Raw genomic sequence first — 15,073 nt, 5'->3', positions numbered from 1 at the left:
AGGCTTGCTGTTTTACGGCAAGCCTGTTCTCTTTATAAAGGTTTTTGAATCAAACATTACTTTCTTTTCCTACAAATCGATACAAATAAGGGGCTTTATTAGCAGCACCTGTCATTTTTTTATCCAATCGCTCTAAAATTCCCAAACTCAACATTTTGCGTTGAAAGTTGGTACGAAGGAGTTTTTTATCTAAAATTGTTTCGTACATATTTTGCAAGTCGTTCATTGTAAACACTTCTGGTAATAAATTAAAACCAATTAGTTTTTCATCCAAAAAGAAACGAAGGGTTTCTAATGCTTTTTTTACCATCGCCGAATGGTCGTAAATCAAAGTAGGAATCGTATCTATGTCATACCATTGGCATGAATCAGAAGTATAATCAGGTGTTGGGTTTGCCTTTGTGAAATCTATCAGAGCATAATAACCAATTGATAAAAAGCGAGTCATTAAATAATGGTCTGGGCTAAGCTCTACTCCATCAACAGCTTTCATTAAGGACTTTAACATTTCATTATCACGCCTATCTCTATCCCCAAAAACATAAAATTGCTCCAGATAAATATTGGTTAGGCCCGTTCGTTCTTCTAAAATTCTTTGCGCTGCTTCTTCTAAATTCTCGCTTTCTTTGATAAATCCACCTGGTACTGCTAGCCAATCTGTATTCTTGAAATTTAATAATAATATTTTTAATTGATTGTCATGAAATCCGAAGATTACACAATCAATAGAAATGCCTGGGAGGTAGTCGTATCCACGAGTTTTAGTACTCATAATTCAAATATTTGAGATGTTTAAGCGAATTTTAGATAAATGTAAAGAAAAATTTGGTAACATAAAAAGGTTCAAGTATTATTGTACCGCAATGATACAATAAATTTAATACTATTTAATCTTAAAAAATAAATATGAAAAAGTTTTTAGGCTTTTTCCTACTACTTTGTTATACGGGTGTTTTTGCTCAGGACCTCGACAAGTATGAGAAGAGAGAATATGTCCGTTCAGATGGCTTTAAATTGCCCTATCGCATATTATATCCTAAAGACTACGATAAAAGTAAAAAGTACCCATTGATACTCTTTCTTCATGGTGCTGGCGAGCGTGGCAATGATAATGAAAAACAACTGACACACGGAGCTACATTGTTTTTAAAAGATGAAAATAGGGAAAAATTTCCATGTATTGTTATTGCTCCTCAATGTCCTACTGATAGTTATTGGGCTTCAGTAAAAGTAGACAGAAGTACTTCGCCCATTACGCTTGGCTTTGATTATCATAACCAGCCCACTACTCCAATGCTTTGCTTCATGGATATTGTAAAACAGGTTTGTCAGGACGAAAGTGTAGATAAATCTCGGTTATACATCATTGGTCTCTCGATGGGTGGCATGGGGACTTTAGAGACAGTATATCGTTATCCAAAAGTTTTTGCAGCAGCCATTCCAATATGCGGAGGAGGCGATGTAGAAAAATATGACAAATCAGTAAAAAGAACTTCTTTCTCGGTTTTTCATGGCGATGCTGACCAAGTAGTAGATGTGAATAACTCTCGTAAAATGGTTGAAAAATTAAAACAACTTAAGGTTGATGTAAAATATACTGAGTACCCAAACGTAAAGCATAATAGTTGGGATAATGTATTTCAAGAACCCGACTTATTACCTTGGTTGTTTGCTCATAAAAGAAAAAAAGTACAACTATAAATTCCGACTAAGGCCTGCCTTATGGCAGGCGATGTCAATTTTGCTTCTGTAAATACTCTTTATTATCCAATATCATTTTTATAAATAAATAAATAAATAAACGCATTTAAAAATCTGTTACATTACCTACAACAACGACTATGCAAAATAGAAGAGACTTTCTGAAAAATACAGGAGCTTTAGCCCTTGGAGGAATGCTTTTGCCAAATTTGGCCGATGCGTTCGGACATAAAATTACGCCTAAGAATTTTGGTGTGCAGTTGTTTACCACGATGTCGATAATTGATAAGGATGTAACAGGTACATTAAAGCAGATTGCAGATATTGGCTACAAAGAAATAGAATCAGCCTTTAGCATGAAGGGTGGATATTATGGAATGAAACCCAAAGAATTTGCGAAAGTAGTGAGCGATTTAGGAATGACATGGCAAGCACACCATATTATGGGTGCGCCTTTCAGAATGCCAGCACCTAAGCCGGGAGCTGCTGTAAACCCTAATGCTGAAATGCTAAATAAGATGCCTCCGATGAAATCGTTGATGAACGATACACAGCAGGTAGTAGATGAAGTAGCAGAAGGCGGAGCAAAGTATTTAGTATGTGCTAGTATTCCTGTGAAGACTTCAGAAGACATAAAATCGTCGTTAGAGATACTTCAAAAGGCAGGAGAGGCTTGTAAAAAAGCAGGATTGACTTTTGTATATCATAATCATACTGCTGAATTTGAAAAAGTAGATGGACAATTACCATTTGATATATTCACGTCACAAATCAGTGCGGATTTATTGAAATTTGAATTGGATTTGGCTTGGGCAACCAAAGCTAGGGTAAACATTCCAGCACTATTTGCAAAACATCCAGGTCGTTTTCCATTATTTCACGTAAAAGATTTAAACAAAGAAACATTATTGCCTGTTGAAGTAGGCACAGGGATTGTGGATTTCAAAGCCATTTTTGCCGCAGCAGACAAAGCGGGTGTAAAACACCTTTTTGTAGAACAAGACGGTGCTCCATCACCTATCAATAACCTTGGTACAAGCTTTGGTAATTTAAAGAAAATAATTAGTTAGTATAAATTTTCAGGGAAGTTATAAACCACGTTAGGATAAGCTGACGTGGTTTTTTTATGTTTGGGGTAATCCAAGTCTGGTGCTTATATACCCATCGCTTAGCGTAGTGTTCTTACACTACGTCAGAGTATACTGCAATGTTACATTGCACAAATGCAACGCATTTTATAATTATTTCCAAGTTGTGTACTCATATACCACTAGCCATTGCGGAATAGGCGTCGCGTTCTAAGAATGTCAGACACATTGACATAGTGAAAAACGCCACTTCAAGCGAGGGCAGTCTACATCACAAAACTTGCTTTACGAAATAATACCCCTTTTTCTTTATATAGAAATTCTTATCGGCTCCAATACCTTTAATAAAATTAAAAGATTGCTTTGGTCTATCGTCATATACCAACACAAGAGAACTTCCCTTTTAACAATTCCTCTTTATCTAATTTTAGATTATAATCATTAAACTCAAATCTTCCATTTGGGTAAAATTTAATATTTAAAAAGGCTGAATCAGGCTGAAACCAGAAGCCTATTAAATTTTACCTATCTGACTTTTCATTTTGCTGAATGCAAAATATTTGATTACTACTAAAAACTAGACCTATAATTATGAATAATTTTATAATGAATGGACTTTTCATATTTAATGATTTTGTCGGAATTTCTAATCTTGGGTGATAGTATGTTCTCTTAGAATTGTTGCTATATCATCCCTTCCCAAGACAACTCAAAGCCTCAGCAACATCATTAACAAAGTTAATACGTCCTGTTTTATTACTTTCAAAAATAAAGTCTTTGATACTTTTACTGGTGTAGTGGCTGAAATCTCCAACGATAGCCAAAAAAACACGATAAGTTGAAAACTTTTGAAGTATTTCACCAGCAATGCCATTTTTTAAATCAAAAAAATCTGGAGTGATGTTTTTTTGATGAATGATGATGTTGTCAAAGCCCTGATAATATAGATTTCCTAATAAGTCTAATCCATCTTGTGCATGATTAATAAAAATATAATCTGCCGTTGCCTCCGCTATCTTGATGGTATTTACTTCATGTGTTTTTATTTCCATTTTTGTTATTTAAATAGCTTAATACGGCTTTGCATTTGTTTTTTGCAGGAAGCTTAAAACAAAAAAAAATACCGAAAATTAATCTATAGCAAAGAGTTTTCCAACAATACATCCATAAATGGTCTACTAAAAACAGGCTATCTATTTTTAATAAATGTTATCATTAATATGTTAATAATTGCTCTTTAGAAGTAAGAAAACAGTAAATTTTAAAGAAATTTATACGTAAAAACACTTAATGACGTTATAGAAATAGGATTTAATAAAGAAGATAATTTTTGTTTTTAAAATTTTATTGTTAATTTAGTTACAGTATTATTAAATATAACCACGCGATTTTAAGATATAACCACACGATTATGCTGAAAAAAGTCTTATTTACGATACTTTGTATAGGGTTACAATATACTATCTTTGGGCAATTTTTACCAAAAGATTCCACTCAAAATAAAGCTTCACATACCACGCTAGGTACTGTAAATAATCTCCTCGATTTCGCTAACGACCATCTTCACTTAAGATACCGCTCGGGTGGAACTTCTAAAAAAGGTTTTGATTGCTCAGGATTTGTCCGCTATTGTTTCCAGAATTTTGGGATGATTTTACCGCATGGTAGCGCTGCTCAAAGTCTATTGGGATATTCAGTATCAAGATTGGATGCTCAGCCCAGTGATTTGATTTTCTTCAAAGGACATAATGCGAAGGGGAAAAGAGTCGGTCACGTCGGAATTGTTACCGAAGTAACCGACAAATATATTAAGTTTATTCACTCAGCTTGGAACGGTGGTGTTCGCTATGATTATTTAGATGCCGCTTATTACCAAAAAAGATTTATGGGCATCAAGCGTGTTTTGCATACTCCAGAAATTAAAAATGTTAAGAACTAGTAATTGGCGATTCGTGAATAGACTTTGTTCTAATTCTGCGCTCATTTCTTAACTAAATCTTTTCAAAAACCTGCTGAATTTCGCAGTGTAATAAGCCACTTCCGCCACCGTAATGTTGTACAACGGGTAGATGTGGATTAATATTTAGGAAATATTCTCTTAGTTTTTCTTCCGATTCTTCTTCTATTCCACTTCCTAATAATACCATATCAAAGTTTTTTGCCTCGCATATTGCAAATACTTCTGCGTCTGTTAATGCTCCTGTAGCCAACCACGCTTCATTTTTGTTGATTAATCGCAGTACTACTTCGTGGATTTCAACATTTCTTCCGAGTACTAAAATTTCAAATTTTTTCATATCGACATCGGTACTTCCATTAATAATATTTCTGCGTCTTGACTAATCGCTTTTATTTGCAAACTATCTACATTCCAAACACCAAAGCCATCTCTGTTCGCTACCTCAAACCCTTCAATATCAAAACTTCCTTTCAATACAAACGCATATACCCCGTTTCCTTTTTTCTTGATTTGATACGTTTTTTCAAAATCTTTATCAAATGTCCCTAAATGAAACCATGCATCTTGATGAATCCAAACGCCTGCATCTTCCGGATTGGGTGATAATATTTGTTGTAAATTATTATGCCTGTCTTTGGTATCTAACGTAATTTGGTCATAACGTGGCGTAACGTTCTTTTTATTAGGGAAAACCCATATCTGCAAGAATTTCACCAAACTATCTTGACTTTGATTGTATTCAGAGTGATAAATGCCTGTTCCTGCACTCATTACTTGAATATCTCCTTGCTTAATTATCGCCACATTTCCCATGCTATCTTTATGCTCTAAGTTCCCTTCAAGCGGAATAGAGATAATTTCCATATTATCATGCGGATGTCTGCCAAAGCCTTTACCCGCATCCACACGGTCGTCGTTCAAAACCCTCAACACGCCAAAGTGCATACGTTCTGGGTTATAATAATTAGCAAAACTAAAGGTATGATTGCTATCTAACCAGCCATGATTAGCATGTCCACGAGAATCAGCTTTATGTAAAACAGAGTTTTCTAGTATTTTTGAAGGAGTATTAGGAATATGATTAAACCCGATAATATCCAATTCTTGTAACTCATCTATATCGTTTTTGATTACATTGCCCAAAGCAGCAGTTGCTGCAAAAATACCAGTACCTGTAATGCCTTTTTGTATGAATGTCTTTCTGTCCATCGTCGTGTTTGTTTTTTCTTGAGTCAAAATTACTGTGCCAATATTTCCGAAACATTGAACTAGGACAAGATATTTAATGATTGTTTATTTATAAGCGTTTCTTTTTCTACAAAATTAATGCTATCATAATTTCATCATTTAGAGAAATAAAAGAAAAAGATATAATTTACTATTATGTTAAAGTCTTTCTCAAATTGAAGCGTAAATTAGCTACTCTCTTCTTTATAGTTAGATTGCTTTATACACATCATTCAACCCAACAACCTAATACAATATTGATGAAAAGTTACATATTCTTGTTTTTGATATTTTGTGCGTCCGTTACTACGCTTCAAGCACAAATAAATCCAGATACTACCAATATTCAATGGCATCAAGGCTATTTAGATATTCATCATATTGTTACTGGAAGTGGCGTTTCGACATTCTTTGCTTTGCCTGATGGAACCACAATGATGGTTGATGCTGGAGATATTGGAGATGTTGCTTTTCGTAGAAATAGTTGGCCCTTTACGTATACACTTCCTTATCCTAATAATACTAAAACTGCGGGACAATGGATTGCAGATTATATTCAACAAATATTGCCCAAGAGACCTGTTATTGATTATGCCCTGATTACTCATTATCATGACGACCACATGGGCATTATCAACGCTGGCACTAAAACGGCTACTAATGGTGCTTATAAACTATCGGGTATTACCGAAGTGGGTGATTTAGTACCTATCAAAAAGTTGATTGATAGGAATTATCCCTACAATAATTTCCCGACAGATTTAAAAGTAGCTTACAAAAATGAACCAAGTATTTTCTTGAATCTACAAAAATTCATAGAATACCAAAAACAAAATAATGGACTCATCGGCGAACAATTGAAAGTAGGAGCAATTGACCAAATAGTGTTAAAAAACAATCCATCAAAGTATCCAAGTTTTAAGGTTCGGGGAATAAAAGCCAATGGCACTATTTGGACAGGTAATGGGAACGAAACTTTTGAGTTCTTTACAGCAGATAGTGTTTTAGATGCCAAAAAAAGATTTAACGAAAACCCTTTAAGCCTTGCCATCAAGCTATCTTATGGTAAGTTTGATTATTTTACGGGAGGAGATAATACAGGTTTGCAAGGATATGGTTTACCAACATGGTTTGATGTAGAAACGCCTATCTCCAAAGCTGTTGGTAAAGTAGAAGTAACCACGTTGGATCACCATGGGTGCAGAGATGCTACCAACGAAAATTTTCTTAGGAATCTACAACCCCAAGTAGTCGTAGAACAAACTTGGAGTAGCAATCACCCCGGAGAAGAAGTTGTCCATAGGCTTATCTCAGACCATATTTATAAAGGAAAAAAGAATCTTTTTGCGACTAATATCCAAGAAGCCACAAAAGCAGCAATAGGTTTTTGGTTTACCGATGGTTTTAAAAGTATGTTTGGACATACCATTATAAGGGTTTTGCCTGGAGGAGAAACGTTCTATGTTTTAATTGCAGAAACAATAGATAATAAACTCAACATCAAAAAAACTTTCGGTCCATTTCAATGCCAATAATGTATGTGAGAGATGGGTACAAGTAAAGGTTTTTTGTAATATACTCAGAGTCAATTGAGTATATCATACATATTGTTTTTAGAAATATAACATAAGTTTGAAGTGTACAGAAAAAGGAGTAAATTAACTACTCGTTTTATTATACCTCAACAAGCCATTATACTTTTAACACATCATGTACGATATACTCCGTCAATATATTAATAAACTAATTGCTACCGACCTTTCTGATGATGAATATGCAATGATTAAAGCAGTTTTCACCTCAAGGAAATACAGAAAGAAACAATACTTACTGCAAGAAGGAGACGTATGTAAACATTTATCCTTTATTATTAAAGGAGCTATGTGTCAGTATTCCACAGATGATAAAGGTAACCAGCGTATTATTCGCTTTGGAATCGAGAATTGGTGGATGATGGATAGAGAAAGCTTTGAAATGGAAACGCCCTCGCTCTATAATATAGAGGCCTTTGAGGAGGTAGAACTGTTACAGATAAAAAGAGAAGATTTTTTATACCTCATGGAGGTGTCGCCCATGTATAAAAAAATGACACAAGAACTAGACAAACGAGGGCAAATTGCTTCTCAGAAAAGGATTCATTCAGTGATTAGCTATACTGCTGAAGAACGTTTTCTCGACTTATTAAAAACTCATCCAGTTTTCTTTCAACGTTTCCCCCAAAATATGATTGCATCGTATCTGGGCATCTCTGCCGAAACCCTTAGCAGAATCCGTAAGAATGCCCTTTCTAAATAGACATTTATCGTAATTACACCCAATGGTCTTGACATTTGTCAAGACCATTTCTTATTTTATGTCATTGGCTTTGCCTTATCAAATGTTGCAACTTTGTAATGTAATTAAACGACACATTTACAGAAGATTAAAGCAATAAAGATGGAAAATGACTCAACACAACAAACACTATTTGTCAGTATGGTAATTGCCAACTGGGACTTACAAAATAGAAGATTAGTGGCGCTCTTGAACGGACTTTCTGACGAAGAGCTTCTATCAGAAACAGCCTCGGGAAGAAATACGGGTACTTATATCCTTGGTCATTTAATAGCAGTGAGCGATGGCATTCTACCATTGCTAGGATTACAGGATAAATTGTATCCACATCTCCAACATATATTTATTGATAATGCCGATAAAGCTGGTTTGACTTTTCCATCTATCGCTACATTGAAAGAGAATCTTCAAAAAGTAAATGAAGTGCTGAGTCAACATTTTAAGGACATGCCCGTGAATGAATGGTTTACCAGACACCTAGCAATGACAGACGAAGATTTTAACAAAGAACCACAACGCAACAAACTCAATATTCTAATCAACAGAACCAACCATTTAAGCTATCATTTAGGACAACTTATTTATTTGAAAAACTAACTAATATTCATTTTTAAATCAAAACAACCATGAAAACGCAAACATCAAATCCCCAAACAATTTTATTCGTTACTGGTGCATTCGTAACCAATTTAGGCTGGAAAGAATGGCAAGAATATTTTGAAAGCAAAGGCTATAACACCCTTGCCCCAGCTTGGCCTTATAAAAATGGTACGGCCAAAGAATTAAGAGATAGACAACCCAATGATACCGACCTTGCAGCATTGACACTCGATGAACTAGTAGACCACTACGCTAACATTGCCAAGAGTCTTCCTGAAAAACCTATTGCTATTGGACATTCATTAGGAGGACTTATCACACAAATATTAGTTAATCGTGGATTAGTTGTTGCAGGAGCCGTGCTTCATCCTGTACCTCCGCTAGGTGTTTTCCCTTATGAGTTTTCATTTTTGAAAGCTGGCTGGAAATCATTAGGATTATTTACTTCTTTGAAGAAAACCTATCTAATGTCATTTAAAGATTGGCAGTATGCTTTTGTAAACGATATGCCTTTGGAAGAACAGCAAAAAGCCTATGATGAAAATACCATCCCTGAATCAAAAACAGTAGCGCGTGGAGGATTAACGAGTGCCGCCAAAGTAGACTTTGATAAACCGCATCCTCCGCTATTGATTGTAGCTGGAAGCAAGGATAATATTATTCCTGCCCACCTCAATATGCGTAATTATAAGAGATATGCAAAAGATAATGGCTCTGTAACCGACTATAAAGAATTTGAAGGACGTAATCACTTTGTGGTGGGTCTACCTACTTGGAAAGAAAATGCAACGTATATCTATGATTGGTTGCAAAAAAACAGCTAGGTATAATTTTTTTACGCGGAATGTTCAATGAGTCAATCGTAGGGCTCTTGATCATTCTCAACACATATAAACATTGAAATCATGAAAACTAATGCAACACTTAATAATAGCATAGACCCCGCAGAGGATCCAGCAATTCAATCTCAAACGAAAGATTTTTTAAACACCCTGAATAGTAGTGGTGGAACACCCATGGAAGAATTATCACCTGAAGAAGCCCGTAAGGTATTAGAAGGTGCACAAAAATCAGTAGAGGTAGACATATCAGGTATCGATGTATCAGAGAAAACAATAGAACAAGATGGGCTTTCTATAAAACTTTATATTGTTCGACCAACAGGCGTAGAGGAAACATTACCTGCCTTTATGTTCTTTCATGGCGGAGGCTGGGTATTGGGTGATTTTGCTACGCATCAGCGTTTTGTAAGAGATTTAGTTATTTATTCAGGTGTTGCAGCAGTTTTTGTGGAATACAGTCGTTCTCCAGAAGTGAAATTTCCTGTAGCAATTAATGAAGCTTATGCTGCCACTAAATGGGTAGCAGAACATGGCGATGAAATTAATATTGACGGTTCAAAACTAGCCGTAGTGGGGAATAGTGCAGGAGGGAACTTGGCTGCTGTAGTAGCACTTATGGCAAAAAATAAAAAAGAACTTGAGTTAAAGCTACAAGTGTTGTTATGGCCAGTGACAGATGCCAATTTTGAAACAGAATCTTATAATCAATATGGCGAAGACAGATTCCTGACAAAAAACATGATGATATGGTTTTGGGATAATTATATCTCTACAGAAGAAAGAGACAATATATATGCTTCCCCCCTAAAAGCAACTTTAGGAGATTTAAAAGGCGTAGCACCTGCTTATGTACAAACAGCCGAAAACGATGTATTGCGTGATGAAGGGGAAGATTATGCCAGAAAAATGGATGAAGCAGGCGTAGATGTTACTCTTGTAAGAATGCAAGGAATGATTCACGATTATGGTTTATTGAATCCTTTAAGCGATGTTCCTGCTGTACAAGTAGCGTTACGCCAAGCAGCGAATGAAATTAAATATGCTTTGAAATAATAAAGCCGATAAGTTAAAATTTTTTATCCCTAGCGAGATACTTAAGTACCTCGCTAGGGATAAAAAATTTTATTGTCTAAAGAAGAACAGAACGTATAGCTAGGTTGATGACCGTTACTAATGAGATTTTTTATGTGCTATAAAGTAGAACCCAAAGACCTACGGAAGTATCTCCCTATTTGAGAGCTTCTTCTGAAAGTATATATTTCTACTTTTTTCTGCGATACTTCTTCTAAGTTTTTCAAGAATACCTGTGCAGTTTGTGTTTGCCAAGCCTGAAAGGTGTGGCTAATACTCTGGTGAGTTGGCACATATTCAATAAAACGAGAGAAATTGAAGGTAGTATCTGCAATGCCTGCTCCTGCACGTTCGCCATCTAGGGCATTAATTTGCTGTTCTATATGATTTGGCACTGGTACCATCATGATAGGTTTGCCTAAATACATGGCTTCGCAAACAGATTCAAAACCAGCCGTACAAACCAAACCTGAACAGTTTTGCATCATGGTTAAGAACTTCTCGGCATTTACTTGATGAAAAGTAAGGTTTTCTTGGCAATGCCATTCATTCCCAAAATCAGGATTATTCCAGAAACAATGAATTTCGATGTCTCTATGTTCGGAATGCCAATTAATAATGTCTTCCCCCAATTTATGGTGAGTAATATAGGCTAAGAAATAAGGTTTTACTGTTGGCGTTAACGCCTTCACTTCTTTTCGTAAAAGTGGTGGCGTTACTACAATATGCTTAGCTTTGTCTTCGGGCATTTCTACGAAAGACAAAGCTAATTTTTTAGTTGAATTAAGAGAGGTAAGACGGGTATTGAGGTTTAATAAAAAACGGTCTATCTTTTTGTCGGGCAATGAAACGAACTGATTGTGCAACAACAAATATTGATGTCCCACACAAACTACAGGAATATTTGGACGGTGGAATTGTGCATACAAACCACAGATAATATCATAAAAATTCACGATAACATCAGGGCGAGATGCTTCAACCTGTTCTGCCAAAAACTGAACACTTCTACGATATTTTTTTAGTCTTAAAACATGCGTTTTAATCGTATCCCATACTTTTACAGCCTTGGTTTGTCCGTAAACTAAACTAGGAGCAGGGAAAGTATTGATAGGAGCATTAATTTTTTCTTTAAAAAAAGCAGGGATATGATGTTTATCCTCCATACCCACCATTACAGAAACTACCTCGTGCCCAGCAGCCGTTAAGATTTCAAAAAGGGAAATAGCCTGTGTTAAATGTCCACGACCTTCTCCTTGTACGACGAATAGATACTTACTCATATTGGGTATATTTTAAGAGATACTCATAAAAATTCCTTTGGCAGTTTTCATGGCCTCAGAATCTATTAATTCATCTGATAATTCTTCTTCTAAATCCAGACTATTTTGGAGTAAATAGAGCAAGTCCCAATTCCCTTGATAGTCTTCTACTAACGCTGTTAACGATTCTACCCAGTCGCCAGAATTCATATAGGTAATTTCCTGAATAAGACGTATATCTGGTTTATGGATATGTCCGCAAATAATGCCTTCGCAATGGTTTGCTCGGGCTAACTCCGTCAATTTCTCTTCAAAATCCGATACATAATTCACGGCTTCTTTCACTCGTTGCTTAATTCTCTGTGAAAAAGAATAATATTCAAACCCTCGCCACTTACGGTATTGATTATACAGCTTATTGATAGATAATAAAAAGGTATACCCAATATCTCCTAAATAGGCAAGCCATTTCATTTGAGAGGTCACAGAATCAAAAATATCACCGTGTGTAATAAGGTAACTCTTTGAGCCCGACTGTAGAATATAGTCGCGCTGAACAGTAAAGTATTTACCTAACTGAAAAGGAATAATTTGGTCTAGAAAATCATCGTGATTGCCTCTCAAGTAGATTACTTTAGTATTATGGTTCTCAATCATTTTTAATACAGCCCTAAAAAAAGCAGTGTGTTTTTTCTTCCATGAACCACCCTTTTTGAGTTGCCAGCCATCAATAATATCGCCATTCATAATTAAGGTTTCGCACGAGATACTCTTCAAGAAAGCAGTTACTTCTTTAGCTTTTGAACCTTCTGAGCCTAGGTGAACATCAGATATGATGACGGTTTTATATTGTTTTGGCGTTTTCATAAACCAAAATTGTAATTTTACTTTAACCCAATGATTGCTAGAATATTAAAGGATTGTTAAGGATTTAGTTTCTTGAGAACAAATAACCAACTCCTTTGATAGTGCGGATATAATCTTCCCCAATCTTTTCTCTAATCTTACGTATATGTACGTCTACCGTACGTTCAGTTACGTGAATGCCTTTCCCCCAAACACTTGAAAGAATTTCGTCGCGCGTATATACCTTGTTAGGGTTACTAACAAAAAACATCAGCAAGTCGAATTCTTTCTTGGGCAAAGTCCATGAAGATTCTTTTACGGCAATAGAATAATTCTGGCGATTGATTATCAAATCTTCTAAAACCACCTTTTCTTCATCTACCGTATCAGCAATATTTCTTTGGAAAACAGCTTTTATCCTGCTAATCAAAGCCCTTGGTTTGACAGGTTTGATGATATAATCATTGGCGCCAATATCAAAGGCCGCTACTTCTGAATATTCTTCTGTTCTGGCGGTCAAGAAAATAAGGTAAGAGTTTTTCAACTCTTTAGATTGCTTAATAATACGCCCAGCTTCTATGCCATCCATGATGGGCATCATAATGTCCATCAAAATCATATCTGGTAAAAACTCTTGTGCCACTTGAATACCTTGAAGACCATTTTCGGCGGTACGTGTTTGAAAACCTTCTTTCTGTAGGTTGTATTCAAGTAATTCTAGAATATCTGGGTCGTCGTCAACCAACAAAATTTTCAGCGATAGGTCAATCATATTTATAATCTTAAAAACTGTTTGATTCAAAAATTTAGTCAAACTTACTGTTCCAAGATTATCTCAGTGTTAAGGTTGAATTATGCTTTCTTTATGTTTATTATGAAACAAACATTGATGTCATAAACCAAGTAAAATTGCGTTGAAAAACGGTCAGATAACGTCTTGCTTTTTGCATGAGATGATTTGTTTTAAGTTCTAGGCAAAAATACATTTTCAATGTAACCGTATCATTAACAGCACTTTATGGTTTCGTAAAGGATTAAAGAATGACGGAAAATTAACATATCCATAATTATCTGATAATCATAGAATATTCCTGAGCGTATTATTTTCGATTTCTAATATTAATCATGAAATCATGTCAGCCCAAAAACTCATTTTTCTTTATTCTGACTCCACCTTTACGCCGTGGAAAGAAAATATTTTCGGAAGTACCATCGCTACTTTCCTAAAAGCTACGCCCGAAAACTATTACCCTTATGTAACACATTTTGTGGGCTTTACGACAGAATTTGCAGATTTTCTAAAGCAATTCGACATGGTTTTTAATGTATGCTATGGTTTCCGTGAAGCTGGTCAAGCAGATATAGCCCGTTGGTTAGATAGCCATGCCATCAAACATACAGCCAGTACTTATGATATACAGATACTTGCTAAGGATAAGATGAATCTTCCACAAATCTGTGAAGAAATCGATGTAAAAACGCCCCCTATCATCCAGTTGAGCGACGTAGCTACTTTAGAATACGAACGTTATATCGTAAAACACCGAATGGGAAGTTTACACCTGAATATGCTAGTATTCGATGCCTCTGAAATACCCTATCAGGAATTACTCGAAAAAGAAAACTATATCATACAGCCTTATATTACTGGTCGTGAATTTACGGTAGGCGTAATTCCGAACGAAAATGGAACAGACTATATGGCATTGACGCCTTTAGAAATTCGTCCTGATGACGACCGTGAAGTATATATAGCGGGACAATCGTATGGAGTAACCGAAAAAATCCTGAATCCTGATATTGAAGAAAGTATCAAAAGCGAAATCATGCATAAAGTATTGACATTACACAAAACCATGAAAATAAGAGGGATGTCTAGAACAGATATCCGTATTCATAATGGTGAGATTTATGTGTTAGACATCAATACAATGCCTAATCTGGATGCTCGTAGTTTCTTGCCAAGTATCGCCCAAAACGAAGGGATTGACTTGAAAGAACTCTTCCGTAGAATTTTACTAGTGACTCAAATAGCCTATAACCAACCTATTGAATTAGAAATGGCTTAGTTTACAATTCCTTTACAAACAATAGATAAAGTTTACAAAGGCTTAATTGTCAGAAAACTAAGAGGTTATCTTA

General features: G+C 35.5%; 16 protein-coding genes. 9 read left to right on the top strand and 7 right to left on the bottom strand.

Annotated elements, in window-relative coordinates; genetic code table 11:
* Positions 1 to 49: 49 nt before the first annotated feature.
* Complete coding sequence (locus AC07N0_RS02710) at positions 50 to 772, bottom strand: NUDIX hydrolase (RefSeq protein WP_309915566.1); 723 nt, start codon at positions 770 to 772, stop codon at positions 50 to 52.
* A gap of 134 nt (positions 773 to 906) precedes the next feature.
* Between AC07N0_RS02710 and AC07N0_RS02705 the strand changes: the two genes are divergently transcribed.
* Both AC07N0_RS02705 and AC07N0_RS02700 read left to right on the top strand, forming a co-directional pair.
* Positions 907 to 1,701 (top strand): carboxylesterase family protein, encoded by a 795-nt coding sequence (locus AC07N0_RS02705; protein WP_494588017.1) that lies wholly within the window; start codon positions 907 to 909, stop codon positions 1,699 to 1,701.
* A gap of 140 nt (positions 1,702 to 1,841) precedes the next feature.
* Positions 1,842 to 2,771, top strand: coding sequence for a sugar phosphate isomerase/epimerase family protein (locus AC07N0_RS02700; RefSeq protein WP_494588016.1), 930 nt, complete (start codon positions 1,842 to 1,844; stop codon positions 2,769 to 2,771).
* Positions 2,772 to 3,478: 707 nt separating this feature from the next.
* On the opposite strand, the gene AC07N0_RS02695 is transcribed toward AC07N0_RS02700, so the two are convergent.
* Positions 3,479 to 3,841 carry a DUF4180 domain-containing protein gene (locus AC07N0_RS02695; protein ID WP_494588015.1) on the bottom strand — a complete coding sequence of 121 codons (363 nt, stop codon included), beginning with the start codon at positions 3,839 to 3,841 and terminating at the stop codon, positions 3,479 to 3,481.
* A gap of 359 nt (positions 3,842 to 4,200) precedes the next feature.
* Here AC07N0_RS02695 and AC07N0_RS02690 point away from each other — a divergent pair, with 359 nt between their 5' ends.
* Positions 4,201 to 4,728: a C40 family peptidase gene (locus AC07N0_RS02690; RefSeq protein ID WP_492800699.1), complete on the top strand. Its 528-nt coding sequence runs from the start codon at positions 4,201 to 4,203 to the stop codon at positions 4,726 to 4,728.
* Between the two features lie 52 nt (positions 4,729 to 4,780).
* On the opposite strand, the gene AC07N0_RS02685 is transcribed toward AC07N0_RS02690, so the two are convergent.
* A complete protein-coding gene (locus AC07N0_RS02685; protein ID WP_494588014.1) occupies positions 4,781 to 5,086 on the bottom strand; it encodes a hypothetical protein in 306 nt (101 codons plus the stop codon).
* Positions 5,083 to 5,958, bottom strand: coding sequence for a pirin family protein (locus tag AC07N0_RS02680; RefSeq protein WP_494588013.1), 876 nt, complete (start codon positions 5,956 to 5,958; stop codon positions 5,083 to 5,085). Before AC07N0_RS02680 ends, AC07N0_RS02685 begins: the two co-directional genes overlap by 4 nt.
* Positions 5,959 to 6,236: 278 nt before the next feature.
* On the opposite strand from AC07N0_RS02680, the gene AC07N0_RS02675 reads away from it, so the two are divergent.
* The 5 genes from AC07N0_RS02675 (at position 6,237) to AC07N0_RS02655 (ending at position 10,805) form a co-directional block, all read left to right on the top strand.
* Complete coding sequence (locus tag AC07N0_RS02675) at positions 6,237 to 7,511, top strand: ComEC/Rec2 family competence protein (protein ID WP_494588012.1); 1,275 nt, start codon at positions 6,237 to 6,239, stop codon at positions 7,509 to 7,511.
* A 175-nt stretch (positions 7,512 to 7,686) separates the two neighbouring features.
* Positions 7,687 to 8,271, top strand: a complete 585-nt coding sequence (locus tag AC07N0_RS02670; RefSeq protein ID WP_494588011.1) for a Crp/Fnr family transcriptional regulator — start codon at positions 7,687 to 7,689, stop codon at positions 8,269 to 8,271.
* A gap of 141 nt (positions 8,272 to 8,412) precedes the next feature.
* A complete protein-coding gene (locus tag AC07N0_RS02665; protein WP_494588010.1) occupies positions 8,413 to 8,907 on the top strand; it encodes a DinB family protein in 495 nt (164 codons plus the stop codon).
* A gap of 29 nt (positions 8,908 to 8,936) precedes the next feature.
* Positions 8,937 to 9,734: an alpha/beta hydrolase gene (locus tag AC07N0_RS02660; protein ID WP_494588009.1), complete on the top strand. Its 798-nt coding sequence runs from the start codon at positions 8,937 to 8,939 to the stop codon at positions 9,732 to 9,734.
* 81 nt (positions 9,735 to 9,815) lie between these two features.
* Positions 9,816 to 10,805, top strand: a complete 990-nt coding sequence (locus AC07N0_RS02655) for an alpha/beta hydrolase (RefSeq protein WP_494588008.1) — start codon at positions 9,816 to 9,818, stop codon at positions 10,803 to 10,805.
* Positions 10,806 to 10,942: 137 nt separating this feature from the next.
* Here the strand turns inward: AC07N0_RS02655 and AC07N0_RS02650 are convergent, their stop codons facing one another.
* From AC07N0_RS02650 to AC07N0_RS02640, 3 genes are all read right to left on the bottom strand, one after another.
* Positions 10,943 to 12,106, bottom strand: a complete 1,164-nt coding sequence (locus tag AC07N0_RS02650) for a glycosyltransferase family protein (protein WP_494588007.1) — start codon at positions 12,104 to 12,106, stop codon at positions 10,943 to 10,945.
* Between the two features lie 12 nt (positions 12,107 to 12,118).
* On the bottom strand, positions 12,119 to 12,952 hold the full coding sequence (locus AC07N0_RS02645) for a UDP-2,3-diacylglucosamine diphosphatase (protein ID WP_492800690.1): 834 nt from the start codon (positions 12,950 to 12,952) through the stop codon (positions 12,119 to 12,121).
* Between the two features lie 64 nt (positions 12,953 to 13,016).
* Complete coding sequence (locus AC07N0_RS02640; protein ID WP_309915847.1) at positions 13,017 to 13,703, bottom strand: response regulator transcription factor; 687 nt, start codon at positions 13,701 to 13,703, stop codon at positions 13,017 to 13,019.
* Positions 13,704 to 14,064: 361 nt separating this feature from the next.
* Here AC07N0_RS02640 and AC07N0_RS02635 point away from each other — a divergent pair, with 361 nt between their 5' ends.
* Positions 14,065 to 15,000 (top strand): ATP-grasp domain-containing protein, encoded by a 936-nt coding sequence (locus tag AC07N0_RS02635; protein ID WP_494588005.1) that lies wholly within the window; start codon positions 14,065 to 14,067, stop codon positions 14,998 to 15,000.
* The last annotated feature ends 73 nt before the right edge of the window (positions 15,001 to 15,073 follow it).

The organism is Arcicella sp. GW821-FHT09D11 (genome assembly GCF_059416265.1).
Note: the sequence above shows the minus strand (reverse complement) of the source record. Positions and strands in the feature narration are given on the sequence as shown.

Excerpts from the sequence above, each read along its gene's own strand:
- AC07N0_RS02710 (WP_309915566.1), bottom strand. The coding sequence starts at position 772 with ATGAGTACTAAAACTCGTGGATACGACTACCTCCCAGGCATTTCTATT.
- AC07N0_RS02705 (WP_494588017.1), top strand. The coding sequence starts at position 907 with ATGAAAAAGTTTTTAGGCTTTTTCCTACTACTTTGTTATACGGGTGTT.
- AC07N0_RS02700 (WP_494588016.1), top strand. The coding sequence starts at position 1,842 with ATGCAAAATAGAAGAGACTTTCTGAAAAATACAGGAGCTTTAGCCCTT.
- AC07N0_RS02695 (WP_494588015.1), bottom strand. The coding sequence starts at position 3,841 with ATGGAAATAAAAACACATGAAGTAAATACCATCAAGATAGCGGAGGCA.
- AC07N0_RS02690 (WP_492800699.1), top strand. The coding sequence starts at position 4,201 with ATGCTGAAAAAAGTCTTATTTACGATACTTTGTATAGGGTTACAATAT.
- AC07N0_RS02685 (WP_494588014.1), bottom strand. The coding sequence starts at position 5,086 with ATGAAAAAATTTGAAATTTTAGTACTCGGAAGAAATGTTGAAATCCAC.
- AC07N0_RS02680 (WP_494588013.1), bottom strand. The coding sequence starts at position 5,958 with ATGGACAGAAAGACATTCATACAAAAAGGCATTACAGGTACTGGTATT.
- AC07N0_RS02675 (WP_494588012.1), top strand. The coding sequence starts at position 6,237 with ATGAAAAGTTACATATTCTTGTTTTTGATATTTTGTGCGTCCGTTACT.
- AC07N0_RS02670 (WP_494588011.1), top strand. The coding sequence starts at position 7,687 with ATGTACGATATACTCCGTCAATATATTAATAAACTAATTGCTACCGAC.
- AC07N0_RS02665 (WP_494588010.1), top strand. The coding sequence starts at position 8,413 with ATGGAAAATGACTCAACACAACAAACACTATTTGTCAGTATGGTAATT.
- AC07N0_RS02660 (WP_494588009.1), top strand. The coding sequence starts at position 8,937 with ATGAAAACGCAAACATCAAATCCCCAAACAATTTTATTCGTTACTGGT.
- AC07N0_RS02655 (WP_494588008.1), top strand. The coding sequence starts at position 9,816 with ATGAAAACTAATGCAACACTTAATAATAGCATAGACCCCGCAGAGGAT.
- AC07N0_RS02650 (WP_494588007.1), bottom strand. The coding sequence starts at position 12,106 with ATGAGTAAGTATCTATTCGTCGTACAAGGAGAAGGTCGTGGACATTTA.
- AC07N0_RS02645 (WP_492800690.1), bottom strand. The coding sequence starts at position 12,952 with ATGAAAACGCCAAAACAATATAAAACCGTCATCATATCTGATGTTCAC.
- AC07N0_RS02640 (WP_309915847.1), bottom strand. The coding sequence starts at position 13,703 with ATGATTGACCTATCGCTGAAAATTTTGTTGGTTGACGACGACCCAGAT.
- AC07N0_RS02635 (WP_494588005.1), top strand. The coding sequence starts at position 14,065 with ATGTCAGCCCAAAAACTCATTTTTCTTTATTCTGACTCCACCTTTACG.